Raw genomic sequence first — 17025 nt, 5'->3', positions numbered from 1 at the left:
ATCGCTAAACAATTGGGCGTTGACCACGCTGAACCCATTTTAGCAGCACTGAATCTGTCGCTTCTGCAGCCGCTTTTCCAAACTTGTCTGCTAGCTTCTTCTTCTGCACGTAATGAACCGCTAGTACGGTTTTATCCTTACATGCCTCTACCACTAAATCGTCAGATGTTTGCACCTTATCGATCAAACCAAGGTCAAGGGCTTGGCTACCATACCAATGCTCACCCGTTGCGACTTTCTCTAGTTCAAGTTCCGGACGACGTTCGCGGATGAAATCTTTAAACAGCACATGGGTTTCTTCCAGTTCTTGCTTAAACTTCTCGCGCGCTTTATCGGTATTTTCACCGAACATTGTCAGAGTACGCTTGTACTCACCTGCGGTCATTTGCTCAAACTCAATATCGTTCTTTTTCAGAAGCTTATTAAAGTTAGGGATTTGAGCGATTACACCGATTGAGCCCACAATCGCAAACGGGGCACTGACTATCTTATCTGCCACACAGGCCATCATGTAACCGCCACTAGCTGCGACTTTATCCACCGAAATGGTCAATGGAATGTTTGCTGCTTTGATGCGATCTAACTGTGAAGCCGCCAGACCATAGCCGTGCACCATGCCACCGCCAGACTCTAGACGAACCAATACTTCATCACCTTCACGAGCACACGCCAGTATGGCGGTGATTTCTTCACGAAGATTAGTCACCTCTTTGGCATCAATACTGCCAATAAAGTCCAATACAAATAAATGCGGTTTACGCTTAGTGTCTAGCTCGCCACCTTTAACCGCTTCTTTGATCTCTTTACCGCGCGCTTTCTCTTCTTCTTTACGCTTCTTTTTCGCCGCTTTATCACGAGCCTTGATAAACGCTTCATCGTGCAGATGATGTTCCATCAGTTCGATATTTTGCTCATGTTGCTCAGATAGGTTGGTCACCTCTAGTGATCCCTTTGCGCCTGATTTAGTTGATGCTGATTTTGCAATCACCAAAACCACAATAATCGCGGCGACAAACGTAACAATTTTGGCCAAAAACAAGCCGTAATCTAACAAAAATTCCAATGTCTTATCCCTGAAGATGAATATTGTTGTATTGTAACGTCCTATTCATATTCGTTAAATCAAAACCGCATACAAAAGGACTCAGATTGTGGATTACGCAGTAGCAACTGACGCTTTAAAAGACAAAGTTATTCTAGTAACCGGTGCTGGAGACGGCATTGGTAAACAAGCCGCTCTCTCTTACGCCCAGCATGGCGCGACCGTTATTTTGCTTGGTCGCACCGTGAACAAGCTAGAAAAAACGTACGATGAAATTGTTAATGCAGGTTATGCCGAGCCGGCTATTGTGCCATTGGATATGCAAGGCGCCACCAAACAGCATTACATTGATATGGCTGAAACCATTGAAGGACAATACGGTCGCTTAGACGGCTTACTGCACAATGCAGGTGTGCTAGGCATGATCAGTCCGTTTGACCAAATTGAAGAAGATACCTTTGACGAAGTGATGCAAATCAACGTCAAGGCTCAGTTTTTGATGACCCAAGCCTTACTGCCATTAGTGAGAAAAGCAGAGTTTGGGCGCATTGTATTTACCTCATCGACAGTCGGCCACATCGGGCGTGCGTTATGGGGCAGTTATGCCATTTCCAAATTTGCGACCGAGGGCATGATGCAAGTCCTTGCCGATGAACTCAGCAACACTAATGTGCGCATCAATGCTATCAACCCTGGCGCTACTCGCACCTCAATGCGCGCTGGCGCTTATCCGGCAGAAGATTCAGCAACCCTTAAAACGCCACAGGATATCATGCCGCTTTATCTCTATTTGATGAGTGAACAATCTCAAGAAATCAGTGGTTTATGTGTAGACGCTCAACCTAAATAGTTGAGATAACTCACAAGGTACGTTTTGTAACTCGACCTTAGCTGACTCGCGACTATAGAGATGCTAAAGATAGACTAAGCTTGTGCAATAAGGAGTAGCTATGCGTACCGTTTTGATTACCGGCGCCAATCGAGGGATTGGCCTTGGCCTTACCATTGCGTATTTGAAAATAGGGGCGAACGTTGTCGCCACCTATAGAAACGAAGCCTCCAGTGAAGAGCTTCTTAATCTTTGTGAAAAGTACGATAACTTGCGCGTAAGGCATTTAGATGTCACTGATTACGCTGCCGTTAACGCATTCAAGAACGAATTTGAGCAGCTAGACCTGCTGATCAATAACGCGGGTTACTACGGTCCTAAAGGCTGCAGCTTCGGTGACACCGATGTTGACGAGTGGCGAAAGGTACTAGAGATCAACACCATCGCCCCTTTGAAGCTAGTAGAGGCATTATATCCTGTACTTGAAAAGAGCAGTGAGAAACGCATCGCAATCCTCTCCTCTCGTGTCGGCAGTATGCAAGAAAACACCTCTGGTGGCGGTTACATTTATCGTTCGTCAAAGGCAGGGGTTAACTCTGTAGTAAAAAGTCTGCACAACGATTTAAGCCCACAAGGCTATACCGTTTTAGCGCTGCACCCAGGCTGGGTAAAAACTCGCATGGGCGGACCCAATGCACTGATTGATGTGAACCAATCAGTGGCAGGCTTAGTTGAAGTGATAGAACGCGCTGGAGAGGAACAATCCGGCGGTTTCTACAACTACGATGGTCAAACTATCGCTTGGTAAGCCCTTGGCAAACGCTTTGTAATCACACAACTCGTTATTTAGCGCCGCCTTTCGAGTAAGGTTTCTTCTTACTGGCGCGGCGTTTTTTAAAGGCTGGTTTTTTCACTTCTGGTAAAGAGCGTAAAGAATCTGGGACAGGGCCTGATTTTGCAGTATCCATCAGTTGAGACAGCTGCTGCTGCAGTTGACTAATAAAGGGTTGATACGCCTGCTTTTTCTCTGCCATATCTTGTAGCTGTTTTTCCCAATTCGCGGTCAAATCTGGATAAGTTGAGAGGTCTGGCAACGCTTGCACTAGGCCTCTTCCCGCAGGGGTGCTCAGTACTGATTTACCACTTCTCATCAAAAGAGCGCGCTTAAACAAGGTGTCTAGAATACCAGCGCGAGTAGCCTCTGTACCTATGCCATCCGTCTCCCTTAAGATTTTCTTTAATGAATCGTCTTGAACAAATCGCGCAATACCCGTCATCGCCTGAAGTAGTGTCGCTTCCGTAAAATGCTTGGGAGGCTCAGTTTGCTTTTGTTTGATCTCGCCTTCTCGGCAAGTCAGTTCTTGCCCCTCTTGCAGCGCTGGAACTAACGGCGCCTGATCTTCCTTACTTGCACCTTGGCGGGCGGGAAACAATACCTTCCAACCGGGTAGGATTAACTGACGACCCGAGGCCACAAACTTTCCACCTTGGATATCAAACTCAAGCTTAGATTCTGCGTATTCCGCCGATGGGTAAAACTGCATCAGATATTGGGTTGCGATTAACTGATACACCTTAGACTCTTGCGCTGGCAAACTGCTCACCTTTTTCGGTGTTGGTATGATGGCATGGTGCGCATCAACCTTGGCATCATTCCATGCCTTAGAACGCAGAGACAGGTTGGCGTTTTCCACTGCCACTTTGTGCTCTGATGAGTTTGCTAAGATTGCAGCACAAACCGAGGACGCTTCTTTAAAATGCTCTTTAGGTAAATAACGGCAGTCCGAGCGAGGGTAAGTAATTACCTTATATTTTTCATACAGAGACTGACAAAGATCGAGCACCTGCTGCGCACTCATGCCGTAGCGTTTAGAGGCATCAATCTGCAGGGCACTCAATGAATACGGCAAAGGCGGTGCTTGTTTGGTCTTTTTCTGCTCTGACTTGACCACTTTAGCGGGCTGGCCCTTGATTCGGTGGGCTACATTTTCCACCAAAGCGCGGCTTAATACGCGGCCATCTTCATCTTGCCATTTTTCGCATGCCTCGCTTGGCACCCATTTAGCCCTGATGTCATAGGCTTGGGAGTTGTCTTGATATGGTATCAAGGCGTGTAAGGTGAAATAGTCTCGTGGTACAAAGCGTTCAATTTCCAAATCGCGGCGCACAACAAGGCCGAGTACCGGTGTTTGCACTCGACCAACGGACAAGACTCCATTATAGCCAGCTTTTTTACCTAACAAGGTATAGGCACGTGACATGTTCATCCCATACAACCAATCGGCACGCGAGCGAGCTAAAGCGGATACGGATAAAGGGACGAATTCTCGGTTGCTGCGCATACTAGAGAGCGAGCGCTTGACCGCCGCAAGGTTTAAATCGCTGATCAACAAGCGTTGGGCGGCTTCTTTTTTGGTTTTACTCACCTTGCAGTAGTCAAAGACTTCATCCACCAGCAATTGCCCTTCTCTATCGGGGTCGCCAGCATTAACGATTTGTTTCGAGGATTTAAGAAGCTTTTTGACCACAGCAAGCTGTTTAGCAGCGCTTTTGCGAGGACGTAATTGCCAAGCATCGGGAATGATGGGGAGATCCGCTAGGTCCCACTTTTTATAACGAGGATCATAAGCGTCGGGCTCAACTTGTTCGAGAAGGTGACCGATACACCAAGTGACAACGTCGCCATTTCCACATTCAATGTACCCTTGCCCATTCTTATGGGGTCTGGGAAGTGCGGCGGCGATTGCGCGACCTAGGCTAGGTTTCTCTGCTACAAAAAGTCGAGTCATAAGGAAATTAACTGAAAATAGATTACTGGATAAATATACATACCCAGTAATCTAAGTGCAAGAATGATAAAGGGATTATCCTTGCTAAATGACGCTCGAGATAGGGCTATAGATATTCGACGAACTTATCAAGATCTCGCTCGGGCGCCTTGGCTGGCGTGCACTCTGATGTACCTAAATATAAAAAGCCGACTATTTTATCTTGTCCTTCAACACCAAACGCTTTAGCAACATTGGGATCAAACATCCAAGTCCCCGAACGCCAAAAACCCTGAAAACCTTGTGCGACCGCGGCCATTTGCATCGCCTGTACAGCGCACGCAGCCGACAAGTACTGCTCAAACTCTGGCACTTTTGGGTGTGGCTTGGTTTTCGCAATTACCGTAATCACCATAGGCGCTCGAAATGGCGCCTTAGAAAGCTTCTCTATTACGGCTTCCTCAGCCTTCGCCACAGTTGCTGCTGATACCAAGATATCAGCCAGCTTTTGCAGCCCTTCACCTTGTGAGATAACAAAGCGCCATGGGGTAATAGCCCCGTGATCTGGCGCCCTTAAACCGGCTCTTAAGATATTCTCTAGTACCTCTCCACTTGGAGCAGGGGCAGACAGTCTCGCGATTGAGCGACGGTTTAATAATAGATCGAGTGCTTCCATGTATTTTTCATTCCAGAATCAGTTTTACATTACTCGAATGAGTGTAACATCTAAATGAGACTAGATCTTAATTGCAATCTCAAACCCTTGACGAATAGCGCGAACCGCATCAAGTTCACCGGCTTCACTTGCCCCACCAATGACGTGAACGTGGCCTTCTTTTTCCGCCCATTTATCTTCAAAGGGTCTTACTGACTCTTGTCCAGCGCACACCACCACACTATCGACATCTAGGGTTTGCGATTCTCCCTTAACAGATAGATGCAGTCCGGCCTCATCCAGTTTCTCATAGTTAACCCCGCCCAGTAGATGAACACCGCGTTTTTGCAGGGTCGCTCTGTGTACCCAGCCGGTTGTTTTTCCTGGTCCCTTGCCAACGGTGCCGTCGCGGCGTTGCAATAACCACACTTCTGTTTTGGAATGGATCTCAGGGAAAGGATACAAACCACCGTCATGCTTGTACTCTTGGTCTATGCCCCATTCATGCATCCACTCTTGCAGAGAGTAACGACTAGGTTCAGTGAGCATGGTCGCTACATCAATGCCTACGCCACCGGCGCCTATCACCGCGACCTTGTCGCCGACATAGCTTTTCTCGCGAATTAACGTTTGATAGTCATACACCTTGGTGCTTTCTGCCAAGCCTTCAATCTTGACCTGTCTTGGCTTAACGCCCGTGGCCATGATCACATCGTCGTATTCTTTCAGCACTTGCTCGGTTGCTTCCATATTCAGAAGCAAATTCACGCCATACTTATCCAGTTGGTTGGCAAAGTAGCGAATGGTTTCTCTAAACTCTTCTTTGCCTGGGATCTGCATCGCCAGTCTAAATTGACCGCCGATCCTATCGCTCTTCTCGATAAGGTCGACTTGGTGCCCGCGCTTGGCACAATACAAGGCAGCACTGAGTCCTGCAGGCCCCGCGCCGACAACCGCTACACGCTTGCTTTGCTTAGCTTTTATAATGGGGTATTCGGTCTCGTAGCACGCTCTAGGGTTGACCATACAACTGGCGCGCTTGCCCTTGAAGGCATTGTCTAAACAGGCTTGGTTACAGCCAATACAGGTATTGATTAATTGCGGCTCGCCATCTGCAGATTTGCGGATGAATTCAGGGTCAGCAAGGAAGGGCCTTGCCATTGACACCATGTCCGCGGCGCCTTGCCCGATGATTTCTTCAGCCTGCTCTGGGCTATTGATTCGGTTGGTTGCTATGACAGGGATAGACACATGCGGTTTGACCTTGTTGGTCACCCAAGTAAACGCGCCTCTTGGCACAGAGGTGACTATGGTAGGAATGCGCGCTTCATGCCAGCCAATGCCAGTATTGATAATTGTGACACCGGCTTTCTCTAGCTCTTTAGCCAGCAAAATCACATCATCTAAGGTGCTCCCCTCCTCGACCAAATCCAGCATCGAGAGGCGGAAGATAATAATAAAGTCGTCTCCTGCAGAGCGACGAATAGCCTTCACTATTTCAAGGGGAAAGCGCATACGGTTCTTATAACAGCCACCCCAGTCATCGGCGCGCTTATTGGTACGCTTACAGATAAACTGATTGATGAGATAGCCTTCAGAGCCCATCACCTCGACGCCATCGTAGCCCGCCTGCTTCGCAAGAGCTGCACTGTTGGCGTAATCTTCGATAGTATTTTCGACCTGCCTAGAGCTCATCTCACTGGGTGCGAACTTAGCAATAGGAGCTTTAGCTGGAGTAGAGCTTTGAGTTAGAGGGTGGTAGCCGTAACGCCCAGCATGCAGCAATTGCAGGGCAATTTTACCCTCATGGCGATGCACCGCTTCGGTGATCACCTTGTGTGCCTCAGCGTGTTTTGGTCGGCTAAATTGTGCAGCCGTTGGATAGAGACGACCACGCAGGTTAGGAGAGAAGCCTCCGGTTACTATAATACCTACTCCGCCTTTGGCACGCTCTTCATAAAAAGCCGCCAGCTTTTGCAGGCCTTTTGCACTGTCTTCAAGCCCTGTGTGCATTGAGCCCATTAAAACTCGGTTTCTTAATTGGGTAAAACCTAGGTCAAGTGGTCGAAGTAGGTTTGGGTACATAGCATCCCCTGTTTGCTTAATTCATCCTGGTCTGACCACGATAAAACGGGTTCCCTCATATGGCAAATATATTTTTACAATTCCGCAACATTCGTTAAGGTAATCACAATCTTTGCGATTAACGTATACCATATCTAAGAGTGCAGAATAATCTGTCACAGCAAACCTGTAGGTCTATGATTTTATTTGACTCTTTTGAGCAATATTTCGCACTGAGAGGTTTGTGATTGGACTGATTATCACTTAGCATTAAGAATCATTTCCCCTAAATCTCTGATTGTTGAAGGATCAGGCGGAGAACACAATGAAAACACTGTTTCGCTTCATAGGTAAGATAATAAAAGGCATTTGGAAGGTCATCACTTTCATTCGCCTCGCTCTCGCCAACCTTTTATTCATCGCAGCTATCGTCTTTATTTACTTCAGCTTCTCGCAAATTAGCTCAAAAGATGACGTTGCTCCTGTCGAAAAAGAGCCAAAAGCTCTGGTACTGAATATTTCAGGGAAAATCGTAGAACAACGACGCTTCGTCAATCCCATGGATTCATTAACAGGCTCGCTACTAGGTAACGAGATCCCGAGAGAAAATGTGCTCTACGACATCAGAGAGACCATTCGCCATGCCGCTTCAGATGAAAACGTTTCAGGTCTCGTTCTCAGCTTGAAGAAAATGCCAGAAACCAATCTCACCAAGCTGCGTTATATTGCCAAGGCTCTTAACGAGTTTAAGGCAAGCGGAAAGCCTGTTTATGCCATTGGAGATTTCTACAACCAGAGCCAATATTATCTAGCGAGCTATGCAGATAAGATTTATCTGGCTCCAGATGGTGGAGTATTACTTCGCGGATACAGCTCATATTCTCTTTACTACAAAACCCTGCTAGAAAACCTCGACGTTACGACGCACGTTTTCAAGGTGGGAACTTACAAGTCCGCAGTTGAACCCTTTACCCGCAACAATATGTCTGCACCCGCCAAGGAAGCGGCTGGCGTATGGTTAGGTCAACTTTGGGGAGCCTATGTCGATGATGTTGCCAGCAACAGAGGCATTGAGAAATCGGTTCTGAACCCAAGTATGGACGCCTTCTTGAAGGCGTTTGAACAAGCGGACGGCAGCCTAGCTCAGTTGGCAATGCAACTCGGTATGGTCGATGAATTAGCGACTCGCCAACAAGCAAGAGACGCGATGATCGAAGCCTTTGGTGGCGATGATGAAAACGGTTTTAAATCCGTTGGTTATTACACCTATAAAGACGAAGTGATCCAAGAACCCGTACTTACCGATAATGAAATTGCCATCGTTGTCGCCAGTGGCGCCATTATGGATGGCCCGCAGCAAGGTAATTCGGTGGGCGGTGATACAACAGCCGCACTGATTCGAAAAGCTCGCCTAAATGACGACGTCAAAGCTTTGGTACTTCGCGTTGACAGTCCAGGAGGTAGCGCTTTTGCGTCTGAGGTAATTCGCAATGAACTGATTGCATTCAAGGCAACAAATCGTCCAGTCGTTGTGTCTATGTCCAGCCTAGCAGCATCTGGGGGATATTGGATTTCGATGTCTGCCGACGAGATCATGGCGCAACCAACAACCTTAACCGGCTCAATTGGTATCTTTAGTGTCGTGACCACCTTTGAGAAAGGCTTTAACAAATACGGGGTCTACAGCGATGGACTTGGCACTTCTCCCTTCTCTGGTATTGGTATTGCTACCGGTCTAAACGATGGAGCGAAGCGGGCTATGCAATTAGGTATCGAAAATGGTTACCGACGCTTTACAGGCCTTGTGAGTGACAACCGAGGCATAGAAGCAGACGCTGTTGAAAAAATAGCGGAAGGTCGCGTTTGGACTGGTCAAGATGCGGTGGATAATGGCCTTGTGGATTCTATCGGTGATTTTGATGACGCCATTGCTCGCGCAGCAAGCTTAGCGGAGATAGATACCTACTCCCTTAATTGGCTACAGAAATCTTTGTCACCTGCACAGCAGTTTTTGCAAGACTTCAGCAAACGAATCTCAGTCTCTTTGGGTCTAGACGTTAATATGTGGCTTCCTAGCGCACTGCAGCCTATTGCTTCGCAAGTTCAGCAAGACCTTAGCGTGATGCAACAGTTTAACGATCCAAACGGTTACTACACCTTGTGCCTGCCCTGCCAAGTGCAATAGACGTTTAAATAGTAAGCACTAACCACCAAAGCCCAGTATTACGCTGGGCTTTGTTATATTTGCAGCAGTGTCATATTGCTTGAGTCCTTAAATCCGCTATACTTCGCCCCAATCAGTTACCCGTCAAAAGCACCTGTTTTTATGCCTCAGCAGAACACACGTAAACACATTTATATCGCGTATACCGGTGGTACTATCGGTATGCAAAAATCCGCGAACGGCTATGTACCGGTAGCAGGTTTCATGGAATCGCAACTTGCTGGTATGCCGGAGTTCAATCGTCCAGAGATGCCAGAGTACACTATCCATGAGTACGCACCGCTTATCGACTCTTCCGATATGACCCCTGCTGATTGGCAACAAATTGCCGACGACATCAAGAATAACTACGACAAGTACGATGGTTTCGTGATTCTGCATGGTACCGATACCATGGCGTACACGGCGTCAGCTCTGTCGTTTATGTTGGAGAATCTTGGCAAGCCAGTAATAGTGACAGGGTCTCAGATCCCCCTCGCAGAGCTGCGCTCAGATGGTCAAGCCAATTTACTTAATGCCCTGCATATTGCTGCCAACTACCCCATCAATGAAGTGACCTTGTTCTTCAATAACCAGCTAATGCGTGGCAATCGAAGCACCAAATCCCATGCCGACGGTTTTTCCGCATTTACCTCGCCAAACCTGCCTCCTTTACTTGAGGCAGGTATCAATATTCAGGTGAGCTCTATTGCAGAAGTGAATAAGAAGCCCGTCGGTGAATTTAAGGTACACACGATAACTCCTCAGCCTATCGGCGTTATCACTATGTATCCGGGTATTTCTCATGAGGTGATCCGCAATACATTGCGCCAGCCAGTGAATGCCATGATCTTACTGACCTTTGGTGTGGGTAATGCCCCGCAAAACCCGCAGTTGCTGGCACATCTTAAAGAAGCGTCAGAGCGTGGCGTTATCGTGGTTAACCTCACCCAGTGTTTGGCAGGCAAGGTAAACATGGGCGGCTACGCAACAGGCTGTGCTCTGGCTGACTCTGGAGTGATCAGTGGCTATGACATGACTCATGAAGCGGCGCTGGCTAAGCTTCACTTCCTTCTAAGCCAAGGCTTGGACTACGAAGAGATCAAGGTTCAGATGCAACGAGTACTGCATGGTGAGATGAGTTTATAAGACTAGAGTCTTTTGGCTTGGTTTTTGTAGCGACCTTTCTTTAAGTAAAATAAGCCGACCAATATTCGTTGAGTCGGCTTGCTTCTGCCCTACTCATCTTTTGTCCTATCTGCCTTTAACTGTCATCACAGTAAGTGCTATTGTCACCCTATCCAACAAAATAGGGTCAGTCGGTTATGCGCGATACAGTCTTATTTGATATTAACGAAACGGTTCTAAGCTTGGCGCCACTCAAACCTAAATTTGCAACCTACTTCGGCAGTGCAGATTATGCCGACACCTGGTTTTCTATGTTGCTGCATAGCTCAACGGTCGCCATCGCTACTAGGGTCAAATCCGATTTTGCGACTCTTGCAAAAATTGCCCTGCAAACATTAGCCTCAAAAAAACAAATATTGCTAAGTGAAGCCCAGCAAACCGAAATATTGTCGACATTTGCGAATCTTCCCGCTCATACAGATATAAAACCGGCACTAATTTGGCTTAGAGACAATGGTTATCGCACCGTTGCCCTATCCAACTCGTCCTCTAAATTAATTACCACACAGATAGAGAATGCCGGACTTACTGAGTACTTCGACCAAGTCATCTCCGTCGAGGAAACAGAAAGCTTCAAGCCGTGTACGGATGTATATCATTATGCGGCGTCAAAGGTGGAGCGTTCGGTCGAAGACCTTAGATTAGTGGCAACCCATGATTGGGATACTCATGGGGCGATGACGGCGGGAATGCGCGCCGCTTACATTAACCGAAGCGGCGCCCTCTATCATCCGTTGTATAAAAAGGCTGAGGTTGTTGCTGACAATATGCAGCAACTGGTGGAGCAGATAGTGAACATTGACAATAAGCTGAAGGCTTAACAAACCACCACTAGTTAATCGACTTTAACTTTAGTGATTGTTTCTTCATTGTTAAACTGACGCTTCAATTCACTCTTAGATTTAAAACTGATTTCTCCGCCTGCCGCCACCGTCATGTGCTGCGCCTCGGTATTATTCTTACTTTGGTACAGCATTACCGCCTGCTGACAGTAGGCTCTTTGCTCTTCACTAAGCGCAGTCCCTTCAGGCCAGCGGCCAGTTTCTACAGCAAAGCAAAGCCTTTGATATGCCTCTGGAGTAATGGCATCGACCATTTGCTCTAAATCCGGTTTAGTTTGACTCATTGTCTCCCTCCTGCGTTGTTTTATGTCGTAACAAAGTTACCACAATGATTAACCTTGCTCATTATCCTTGTTGAACACTAAGGATATCGAGTTCACACAATAGCGTTCTCCGGTGCTAATAGGGCCGTCAGGAAACACATGTCCCAGATGGCTATCACACTTCGCACAGCGGATCTCTACGCGTTTCATGCCGTGACTGTTGTCTTCCAGATAGCGAATCGCTTCATTGGATACCGGTGCATCAAAACTTGGCCAACCACAACCCGAGTCGTATTTGTTGTCTGATTTAAACAGCAAAGTCTTACAGCAAGTGCATGCGTAATCGCCGGTCGCTTTGTTGTGCAATAGTTTTCCACTATAAGGCGCTTCAGTGCCCTGCTCTCGACACACACGATATTCTTCTTCTGATAATTCCTGACGCCATTCTTGGTCTGATTTTTTATTATCACTCATACGTAAAACGAGTCCCTGCTTCCCTATTTAAAATTTATCATGACTTTTTGGCAGTGGATCACTTGCCTCGTCCGATGTTGTAGCACATACTTTCTTCCACTTATGTGAAAGAGATAGAAATTCGCGCTTCAATATCAGTTTTTTGTTGCGCAACACGCACTTATTGGACAGTACCTCGTCAAATGAGTGCAATAAACGACCATCTGCAGGGCTAAGTGCGATAAGAAAGTATTTTTTTTTGACTTTAAACAAAATAAGCATGATTATCGGTTGCAGAAGGAAACTGAGTTTTGTAATTTTACTACCAGTTTAAAATTAATCTGACATAAAAGTTGTGGAGCAACAATAATGACTATCAAAGTAGGTATTAACGGTTTTGGCCGTATCGGCCGTTTCGTTTTCCGTGCAGCACAAGAGCGTAACGACATCGAAGTAGTAGGTATCAACGACCTAATCGACGTAGATTACATGGCTTACATGCTTAAGTACGATTCAACTCACGGTCGTTTCAACGGCACTGTTGAAGTTAAAGACGGCAACCTAATCGTTAACGGTAAGACTGTACGTGTAACTGCTGAACGCAACCCTGAAGATCTTAAGTGGGACGCAATCGACGTAGACGTTGTTGCTGAAGCAACTGGTCTTTTCCTAACTGACGAGACTGCTCGTAAGCACATCACTGCTGGTGCTAAGAAAGTTGTTCTTACTGGTCCTTCTAAAGACGCAACTCCAATGTTCGTTAACGGCGTAAACTTCGACACTTACGCTGGTCAAGACATCGTTTCTAACGCTTCTTGTACTACTAACTGCCTAGCGCCAATCGCTAAAGTTCTTAACGACAAGTTCGGCATCGAGTCTGGTCTTATGACTACAGTTCACGCTACTACAGCAACTCAAAAAACTGTAGATGGTCCTTCTGCTAAAGACTGGCGCGGTGGCCGTGGTGCTTCTCAGAACATCATCCCATCTTCAACTGGTGCTGCTAAAGCTGTAGGCGTTGTACTTCCAGAAGTAAACGGCAAACTAACTGGTATGGCTTTCCGCGTACCAACTGCTAACGTTTCTGTAGTTGACCTAACTGTTAACCTAGTTAACGGTGCTTCTTACGAAGCTATCTGTGCTGCTATGAAAGAAGCTTCTGAAGGCGAAATGGCTGGCGTTCTTGGTTACACTGAAGACCAAGTTGTTTCTCAAGACTTCATCGGTGAAGTTTGCACTTCAGTATTCGATGCTAAAGCTGGTATCGCACTTAACGACAAGTTCGTTAAAGTTGTATCTTGGTACGACAACGAAATCGGTTACTCAAACAAAGTTCTAGACCTAATCGCTCACATCTCTAAGTAAGCATTAGCTAAGAAATTTGCATGAAGGCGGCTCTTGAGTCGCCTTTTTTTTGTCAAAAATTTAGGGCAACAACTACAACTGCACATTCAATCGTGCATCACAATACGCCCTAATTTAGTGAGAACTCAATATGGATGTATATCAACTACCCGCAATAGCGGTCCTCTCTGACAACGTCACTATCGCTGAGCAAGACGAGCTTAAGATTGTTCGCGTCATTCACGAAAAAGCGTCTGCTGCCATCGCGCTTCACGGCGGTCATGTCATCTCTTACAAGCCACAAGGCCAGCAAGACCTTATCTGGATGAGTGAACAAGCCATTTACGATGGTAAAGCAGCATTGCGTGGTGGGATCCCTGTTTGCTGGCCATGGTTTGGCCGAATTGCAGCACCTGCACATGGGTTTGCTCGCACCTCACAATGGAAACTTATCGAGCACAGAGAAAATGAAACCGGCGTTATTGTGAGTCTAGGTCTCAGCACCTCTGAAGAGACGCTAGCAGTATGGCCACATCAATTTGAAGCTGTGCTGAACGTAGAGATTGGTAACGAGCTAAAGGTTAGCCTTGTTATAACTAACACAGATGAAGCCGACTGGCGCTTCTCTGGCGCGCTTCACACGTACCTTAATATCTCTGATATCCATAACGTTGAAACACGTGGCATGGGTCCTGAGTATATCGATAGCCTAAACGAAGCGAAACTGACTCAAGGCGGCGACGTACTCACCCTTACGGATACCATCGACAGAGTTTACACTCAGCCAAAGCCACTCATCACCTTGAGCGATCCTGGCTTTGAGCGTGAGATTGTCATTGAAAACCAAGGCTCAAACTCAGCAGTGATCTGGAACCCTTGGGCCGAGGGAGCGCAAGCAATGAGTGACATGCAAGACGATGGTTACAAAACCATGCTGTGCATTGAAGCTAGTCAGCATGCCCCAAGTATTGAGTCAGGCACGGTTGTTAAGCCTGGTGAGAGCTACACGCTGTCGACTACTATCGGTTGTAAGTAAACGCCTGTGAGTGACTCTAGATTCATTGCTAGAGTCACTTCTTATAATCATTGTCTCTATCATCGATAGCGACTACTATCTGCATACCATTTTTTGAATCCAGTTATTATGATCTACGCCTGCCCTCTTTGTTCACAACCTTTAGCCCTAGAATCTCGAACGTTTAAATGCCCTAACAATCATATGTTCGATAAGGCCAAGGAAGGCTACGTAAATCTGATGCCCGCTCATCACAAGCATTCAAAGAACCCAGGTGACAGTAAAGAGATGATGCAAGCCCGCAGAGTCTTTCTAGAATCCGGTCACTATCAAAACCTGCAGCAGCAACTAGCCTCGACGGTCAATAAGTGCGTAGAAAACATCGAAGCTCCAGCGGTATTGGATATCGGCTGCGGTGAGGGCTACTACACCAACGAAATCGCCCAAACCCTTATCGATACTGCTCAAGTCTATGGTTTGGATATCTCCAAAGTAGCCGTTCGCTACGCATCTAAACGCTACGCAAATTGCCATTTCAGTGTTGCATCAAGCTATAAACTGCCCTTTAGCGACAACAGCCTAGACGTCATTGTTAAGGTCTATGCACCTAGTAAACAAGAAGAACTGCTGCGCTGCCTAAAGCCTAATGGTCTATTAATTACAGTGACGCCCGGCGCAAGACATCTATATCAGCTTCGCGAACGTATATATCAAGAAGTCCGTTTGCACGAAGAAGAAGCCGATGAATTTGCAGGGCTAGAGTTAGTGGAACAAACTAAACTCAATTATCAGATGCAGCTAGAAAAAGGGTTAGGGTTTGAGCTTCTGCAAATGACACCCTTCGCTTGGAAAGCGTCTAAGGAATTACAGGCAGAGCTTAAAGACTGCGATACCTTTGAGTGTGAAGCGGACTTTAATATTCAGGTTTACAGGGTGAGTTAACCCAAACAGGCAGGAGAGCCGATATGTATGCACATAGAAACACCTTAGTTTTGCTCTCCTGTTTTCTTTGCCTCCAAGCCCTTGCTAAAGAACCGAACTCTGCTGTCACTACATTTTTTGACTATCAGCTTTATCAAAAGCCGTCCAATTCAATAACTCTATCCTCGCTTCCCTCACAGGTCTTAAACGCAGATGTTGTCCTCGTTGGTGAGTGGCACTCTCATTCTGCCGTGCATCGTTTTCAGTCAGATCTCTACCGATTGTTACTTGATAAGAACGAAAACGTGGCTCTCTCTATGGAGCAATTCAGCCGACCTGCGCAATCAACTCTCGATCAGTATTTGAATGATGAAATTGGCGAATTAGCGCTGATTGCTCATGGAAATGCGTGGCCTAATTACACCAGTGACTATCGCGCTCTTGTTGAGCAAGCCAAAGCGGCGAACATGCCTGTAATTGCGGCAAATGCCCCACGAGATATTGTGCGTTGTATCGGAAAGGTCGGCCCTGACTACCTTAATCAGCTCGATAGTAAAGAGCGCAAGTTTGTGGCGGCGCAATTGGATACTTCTGATAGGCCCTATAAGGCAAATTTCACCGAGATGATGGAAGGGATGGATAAAGATGTCGTAGAAAAGATGTACGCGGCTCAGGTTTCATGGGATGAGACCATGGCGGAGAGTATTGCTATGCACATTAAAGACAACCCTGAACATCAGGTGATGCATACGGCTGGAAAGTTTCATGTTGAGAATGGGATGGGCATTGCCTACTCACTCAACAAGCGAATGCCGGATCTCAAAATTGCGCTGATTACACCGGTGACAGAGGTTTCAGATATATCAAAACAAAGCCCCTTCCCTGAGTACCAATTATTAGTTTTACCTTTACCCGAGCAGGTTGTTAGCGGAGCTCTCAATCATGGCATGTCCACACATCCGCATTCGGATGCGAAGACAGATTGTGAGTAGTTACTTTCTATTTGGGTGATTAAGGATGTGGTCTTCCCAATCCACAACATCAATCTCATACACTACTTTGTTGCGAACGCTTTCGCCTGCAGCGTGCATGGCTGATTTTGAACCTGTGATCAACGGGTGCCATTCAGGCAAGTCTTTATTTTCTGACAATAAGCGGTAAGCACAGGTTTCTGGCAGCCAATGAAACTCGTGAATCTTGTCGCGTGTGAGCTTTAAGCACTCTTCACCAGACTCAAAACGATTGGCATAGTCTTTACAGCTACAGGTTTTGCTGTTTAACCAGCTACAGGCCACATTAGTGTAGTAAACCTCGTCGCTGTCTTCGTCCATAAGTTTGTGTAGGCAACATTTACCACAGCCATCACATAGAGCTTCCCACTCTTGTTCGCTCATCTGTTCTAGTGTTTTTGTTTGCCAAAATGGAGAAGTCATCTTAA

Annotated in this window: 16 protein-coding genes; 9 read left to right on the top strand and 7 right to left on the bottom strand. The window is 46.6% G+C overall.

Annotation, left to right across the window (positions count from 1 at the left end):
• Nucleotides 1-4: 4 nt before the first annotated feature.
• Nucleotides 5-1063, bottom strand: coding sequence for a protease SohB (sohB, locus tag OCU35_RS04915; protein WP_017027837.1), 1059 nt, complete (start codon nt 1061-1063; stop codon nt 5-7).
• A gap of 88 nt (nt 1064-1151) precedes the next feature.
• Between sohB and OCU35_RS04910 the strand changes: the two genes are divergently transcribed.
• Both OCU35_RS04910 and OCU35_RS04905 read left to right on the top strand, forming a co-directional pair.
• Nucleotides 1152-1892 (top strand): YciK family oxidoreductase, encoded by a 741-nt coding sequence (locus tag OCU35_RS04910; protein WP_017032443.1) that lies wholly within the window; start codon nt 1152-1154, stop codon nt 1890-1892.
• A gap of 100 nt (nt 1893-1992) precedes the next feature.
• Complete coding sequence (locus OCU35_RS04905; RefSeq protein ID WP_261825753.1) at nt 1993-2679, top strand: SDR family oxidoreductase; 687 nt, start codon at nt 1993-1995, stop codon at nt 2677-2679.
• A gap of 34 nt (nt 2680-2713) precedes the next feature.
• On the opposite strand, the gene OCU35_RS04900 is transcribed toward OCU35_RS04905, so the two are convergent.
• From OCU35_RS04900 to OCU35_RS04890, 3 genes are all read right to left on the bottom strand, one after another.
• Nucleotides 2714-4660, bottom strand: coding sequence for a DNA topoisomerase III (locus OCU35_RS04900; protein ID WP_261825752.1), 1947 nt, complete (start codon nt 4658-4660; stop codon nt 2714-2716).
• Between the two features lie 106 nt (nt 4661-4766).
• Nucleotides 4767-5315, bottom strand: a complete 549-nt coding sequence (locus OCU35_RS04895; protein ID WP_017027833.1) for an NAD(P)H nitroreductase — start codon at nt 5313-5315, stop codon at nt 4767-4769.
• 60 nt (nt 5316-5375) lie between these two features.
• Nucleotides 5376-7379, bottom strand: coding sequence for an NADPH-dependent 2,4-dienoyl-CoA reductase (locus OCU35_RS04890; RefSeq protein WP_261825751.1), 2004 nt, complete (start codon nt 7377-7379; stop codon nt 5376-5378).
• A 304-nt stretch (nt 7380-7683) separates the two neighbouring features.
• On the opposite strand from OCU35_RS04890, the gene sppA reads away from it, so the two are divergent.
• The 3 genes from sppA to OCU35_RS04875 all read left to right on the top strand — a co-directional run bounded on the left by sppA (nt 7684) and on the right by OCU35_RS04875 (nt 11570).
• Nucleotides 7684-9543 (top strand): signal peptide peptidase SppA, encoded by a 1860-nt coding sequence (gene sppA, locus OCU35_RS04885; RefSeq protein WP_261825750.1) that lies wholly within the window; start codon nt 7684-7686, stop codon nt 9541-9543.
• Nucleotides 9544-9684: 141 nt separating this feature from the next.
• A complete protein-coding gene (gene ansA / locus OCU35_RS04880) occupies nt 9685-10710 on the top strand; it encodes an asparaginase (protein WP_261825749.1) in 1026 nt (341 codons plus the stop codon).
• A gap of 176 nt (nt 10711-10886) precedes the next feature.
• Nucleotides 10887-11570: a haloacid dehalogenase type II gene (locus tag OCU35_RS04875; protein ID WP_102483573.1), complete on the top strand. Its 684-nt coding sequence runs from the start codon at nt 10887-10889 to the stop codon at nt 11568-11570.
• 14 nt (nt 11571-11584) lie between these two features.
• On the opposite strand, the gene OCU35_RS04870 is transcribed toward OCU35_RS04875, so the two are convergent.
• Nucleotides 11585-11875: a YeaC family protein gene (locus OCU35_RS04870; protein WP_017027828.1), complete on the bottom strand. Its 291-nt coding sequence runs from the start codon at nt 11873-11875 to the stop codon at nt 11585-11587.
• A 48-nt stretch (nt 11876-11923) separates the two neighbouring features.
• Nucleotides 11924-12328, bottom strand: coding sequence for a peptide-methionine (R)-S-oxide reductase MsrB (gene msrB, locus OCU35_RS04865; protein WP_102483571.1), 405 nt, complete (start codon nt 12326-12328; stop codon nt 11924-11926).
• 348 nt (nt 12329-12676) lie between these two features.
• Between msrB and gap the strand changes: the two genes are divergently transcribed.
• The 4 genes from gap (at nt 12677) to OCU35_RS04845 (ending at nt 16579) form a co-directional block, all read left to right on the top strand.
• The gene (gene gap / locus OCU35_RS04860; RefSeq protein WP_017027825.1) at nt 12677-13672 is read left to right on the top strand and encodes a type I glyceraldehyde-3-phosphate dehydrogenase; all 996 of its coding nucleotides are present in this window, start codon (nt 12677-12679) and stop codon (nt 13670-13672) included.
• A gap of 130 nt (nt 13673-13802) precedes the next feature.
• The gene (locus OCU35_RS04855; protein WP_261825748.1) at nt 13803-14687 is read left to right on the top strand and encodes a D-hexose-6-phosphate mutarotase; all 885 of its coding nucleotides are present in this window, start codon (nt 13803-13805) and stop codon (nt 14685-14687) included.
• Between the two features lie 108 nt (nt 14688-14795).
• The gene (gene rlmA / locus OCU35_RS04850; RefSeq protein ID WP_261825747.1) at nt 14796-15608 is read left to right on the top strand and encodes a 23S rRNA (guanine(745)-N(1))-methyltransferase; all 813 of its coding nucleotides are present in this window, start codon (nt 14796-14798) and stop codon (nt 15606-15608) included.
• A gap of 23 nt (nt 15609-15631) precedes the next feature.
• Nucleotides 15632-16579 (top strand): ChaN family lipoprotein, encoded by a 948-nt coding sequence (locus OCU35_RS04845; RefSeq protein WP_261825746.1) that lies wholly within the window; start codon nt 15632-15634, stop codon nt 16577-16579.
• Here OCU35_RS04845 and OCU35_RS04840 read toward each other — a convergent pair whose 3' ends face one another.
• Nucleotides 16580-17020, bottom strand: coding sequence for a YcgN family cysteine cluster protein (locus OCU35_RS04840; RefSeq protein WP_017032457.1), 441 nt, complete (start codon nt 17018-17020; stop codon nt 16580-16582).
• Nucleotides 17021-17025: the final 5 nt, after the last annotated feature.

Source organism: Vibrio breoganii, assembly GCF_024346795.1.
Taxonomy (GTDB): domain Bacteria; phylum Pseudomonadota; class Gammaproteobacteria; order Enterobacterales; family Vibrionaceae; genus Vibrio; species Vibrio breoganii.
The sequence above is the reverse complement of the archived record's forward strand: the minus strand, read 5'-3'. Positions and strand labels throughout refer to the sequence as shown.

Coding starts and splice junctions, on each gene's coding strand:
- sppA (WP_261825750.1), top strand. CDS start 7,684: ATGAAAACACTGTTTCGCTTCATAGGTAAGATAATAAAAGGCATTTGG.
- OCU35_RS04840 (WP_017032457.1), bottom strand. CDS start 17,020: ATGACTTCTCCATTTTGGCAAACAAAAACACTAGAACAGATGAGCGAA.
- OCU35_RS04875 (WP_102483573.1), top strand. CDS start 10,887: ATGCGCGATACAGTCTTATTTGATATTAACGAAACGGTTCTAAGCTTG.
- OCU35_RS04900 (WP_261825752.1), bottom strand. CDS start 4,660: ATGACTCGACTTTTTGTAGCAGAGAAACCTAGCCTAGGTCGCGCAATC.
- msrB (WP_102483571.1), bottom strand. CDS start 12,328: ATGAGTGATAATAAAAAATCAGACCAAGAATGGCGTCAGGAATTATCA.
- ansA (WP_261825749.1), top strand. CDS start 9,685: ATGCCTCAGCAGAACACACGTAAACACATTTATATCGCGTATACCGGT.
- OCU35_RS04890 (WP_261825751.1), bottom strand. CDS start 7,379: ATGTACCCAAACCTACTTCGACCACTTGACCTAGGTTTTACCCAATTA.
- OCU35_RS04895 (WP_017027833.1), bottom strand. CDS start 5,315: ATGGAAGCACTCGATCTATTATTAAACCGTCGCTCAATCGCGAGACTG.
- OCU35_RS04905 (WP_261825753.1), top strand. CDS start 1,993: ATGCGTACCGTTTTGATTACCGGCGCCAATCGAGGGATTGGCCTTGGC.
- OCU35_RS04855 (WP_261825748.1), top strand. CDS start 13,803: ATGGATGTATATCAACTACCCGCAATAGCGGTCCTCTCTGACAACGTC.
- OCU35_RS04845 (WP_261825746.1), top strand. CDS start 15,632: ATGTATGCACATAGAAACACCTTAGTTTTGCTCTCCTGTTTTCTTTGC.
- OCU35_RS04870 (WP_017027828.1), bottom strand. CDS start 11,875: ATGAGTCAAACTAAACCGGATTTAGAGCAAATGGTCGATGCCATTACT.
- rlmA (WP_261825747.1), top strand. CDS start 14,796: ATGATCTACGCCTGCCCTCTTTGTTCACAACCTTTAGCCCTAGAATCT.
- gap (WP_017027825.1), top strand. CDS start 12,677: ATGACTATCAAAGTAGGTATTAACGGTTTTGGCCGTATCGGCCGTTTC.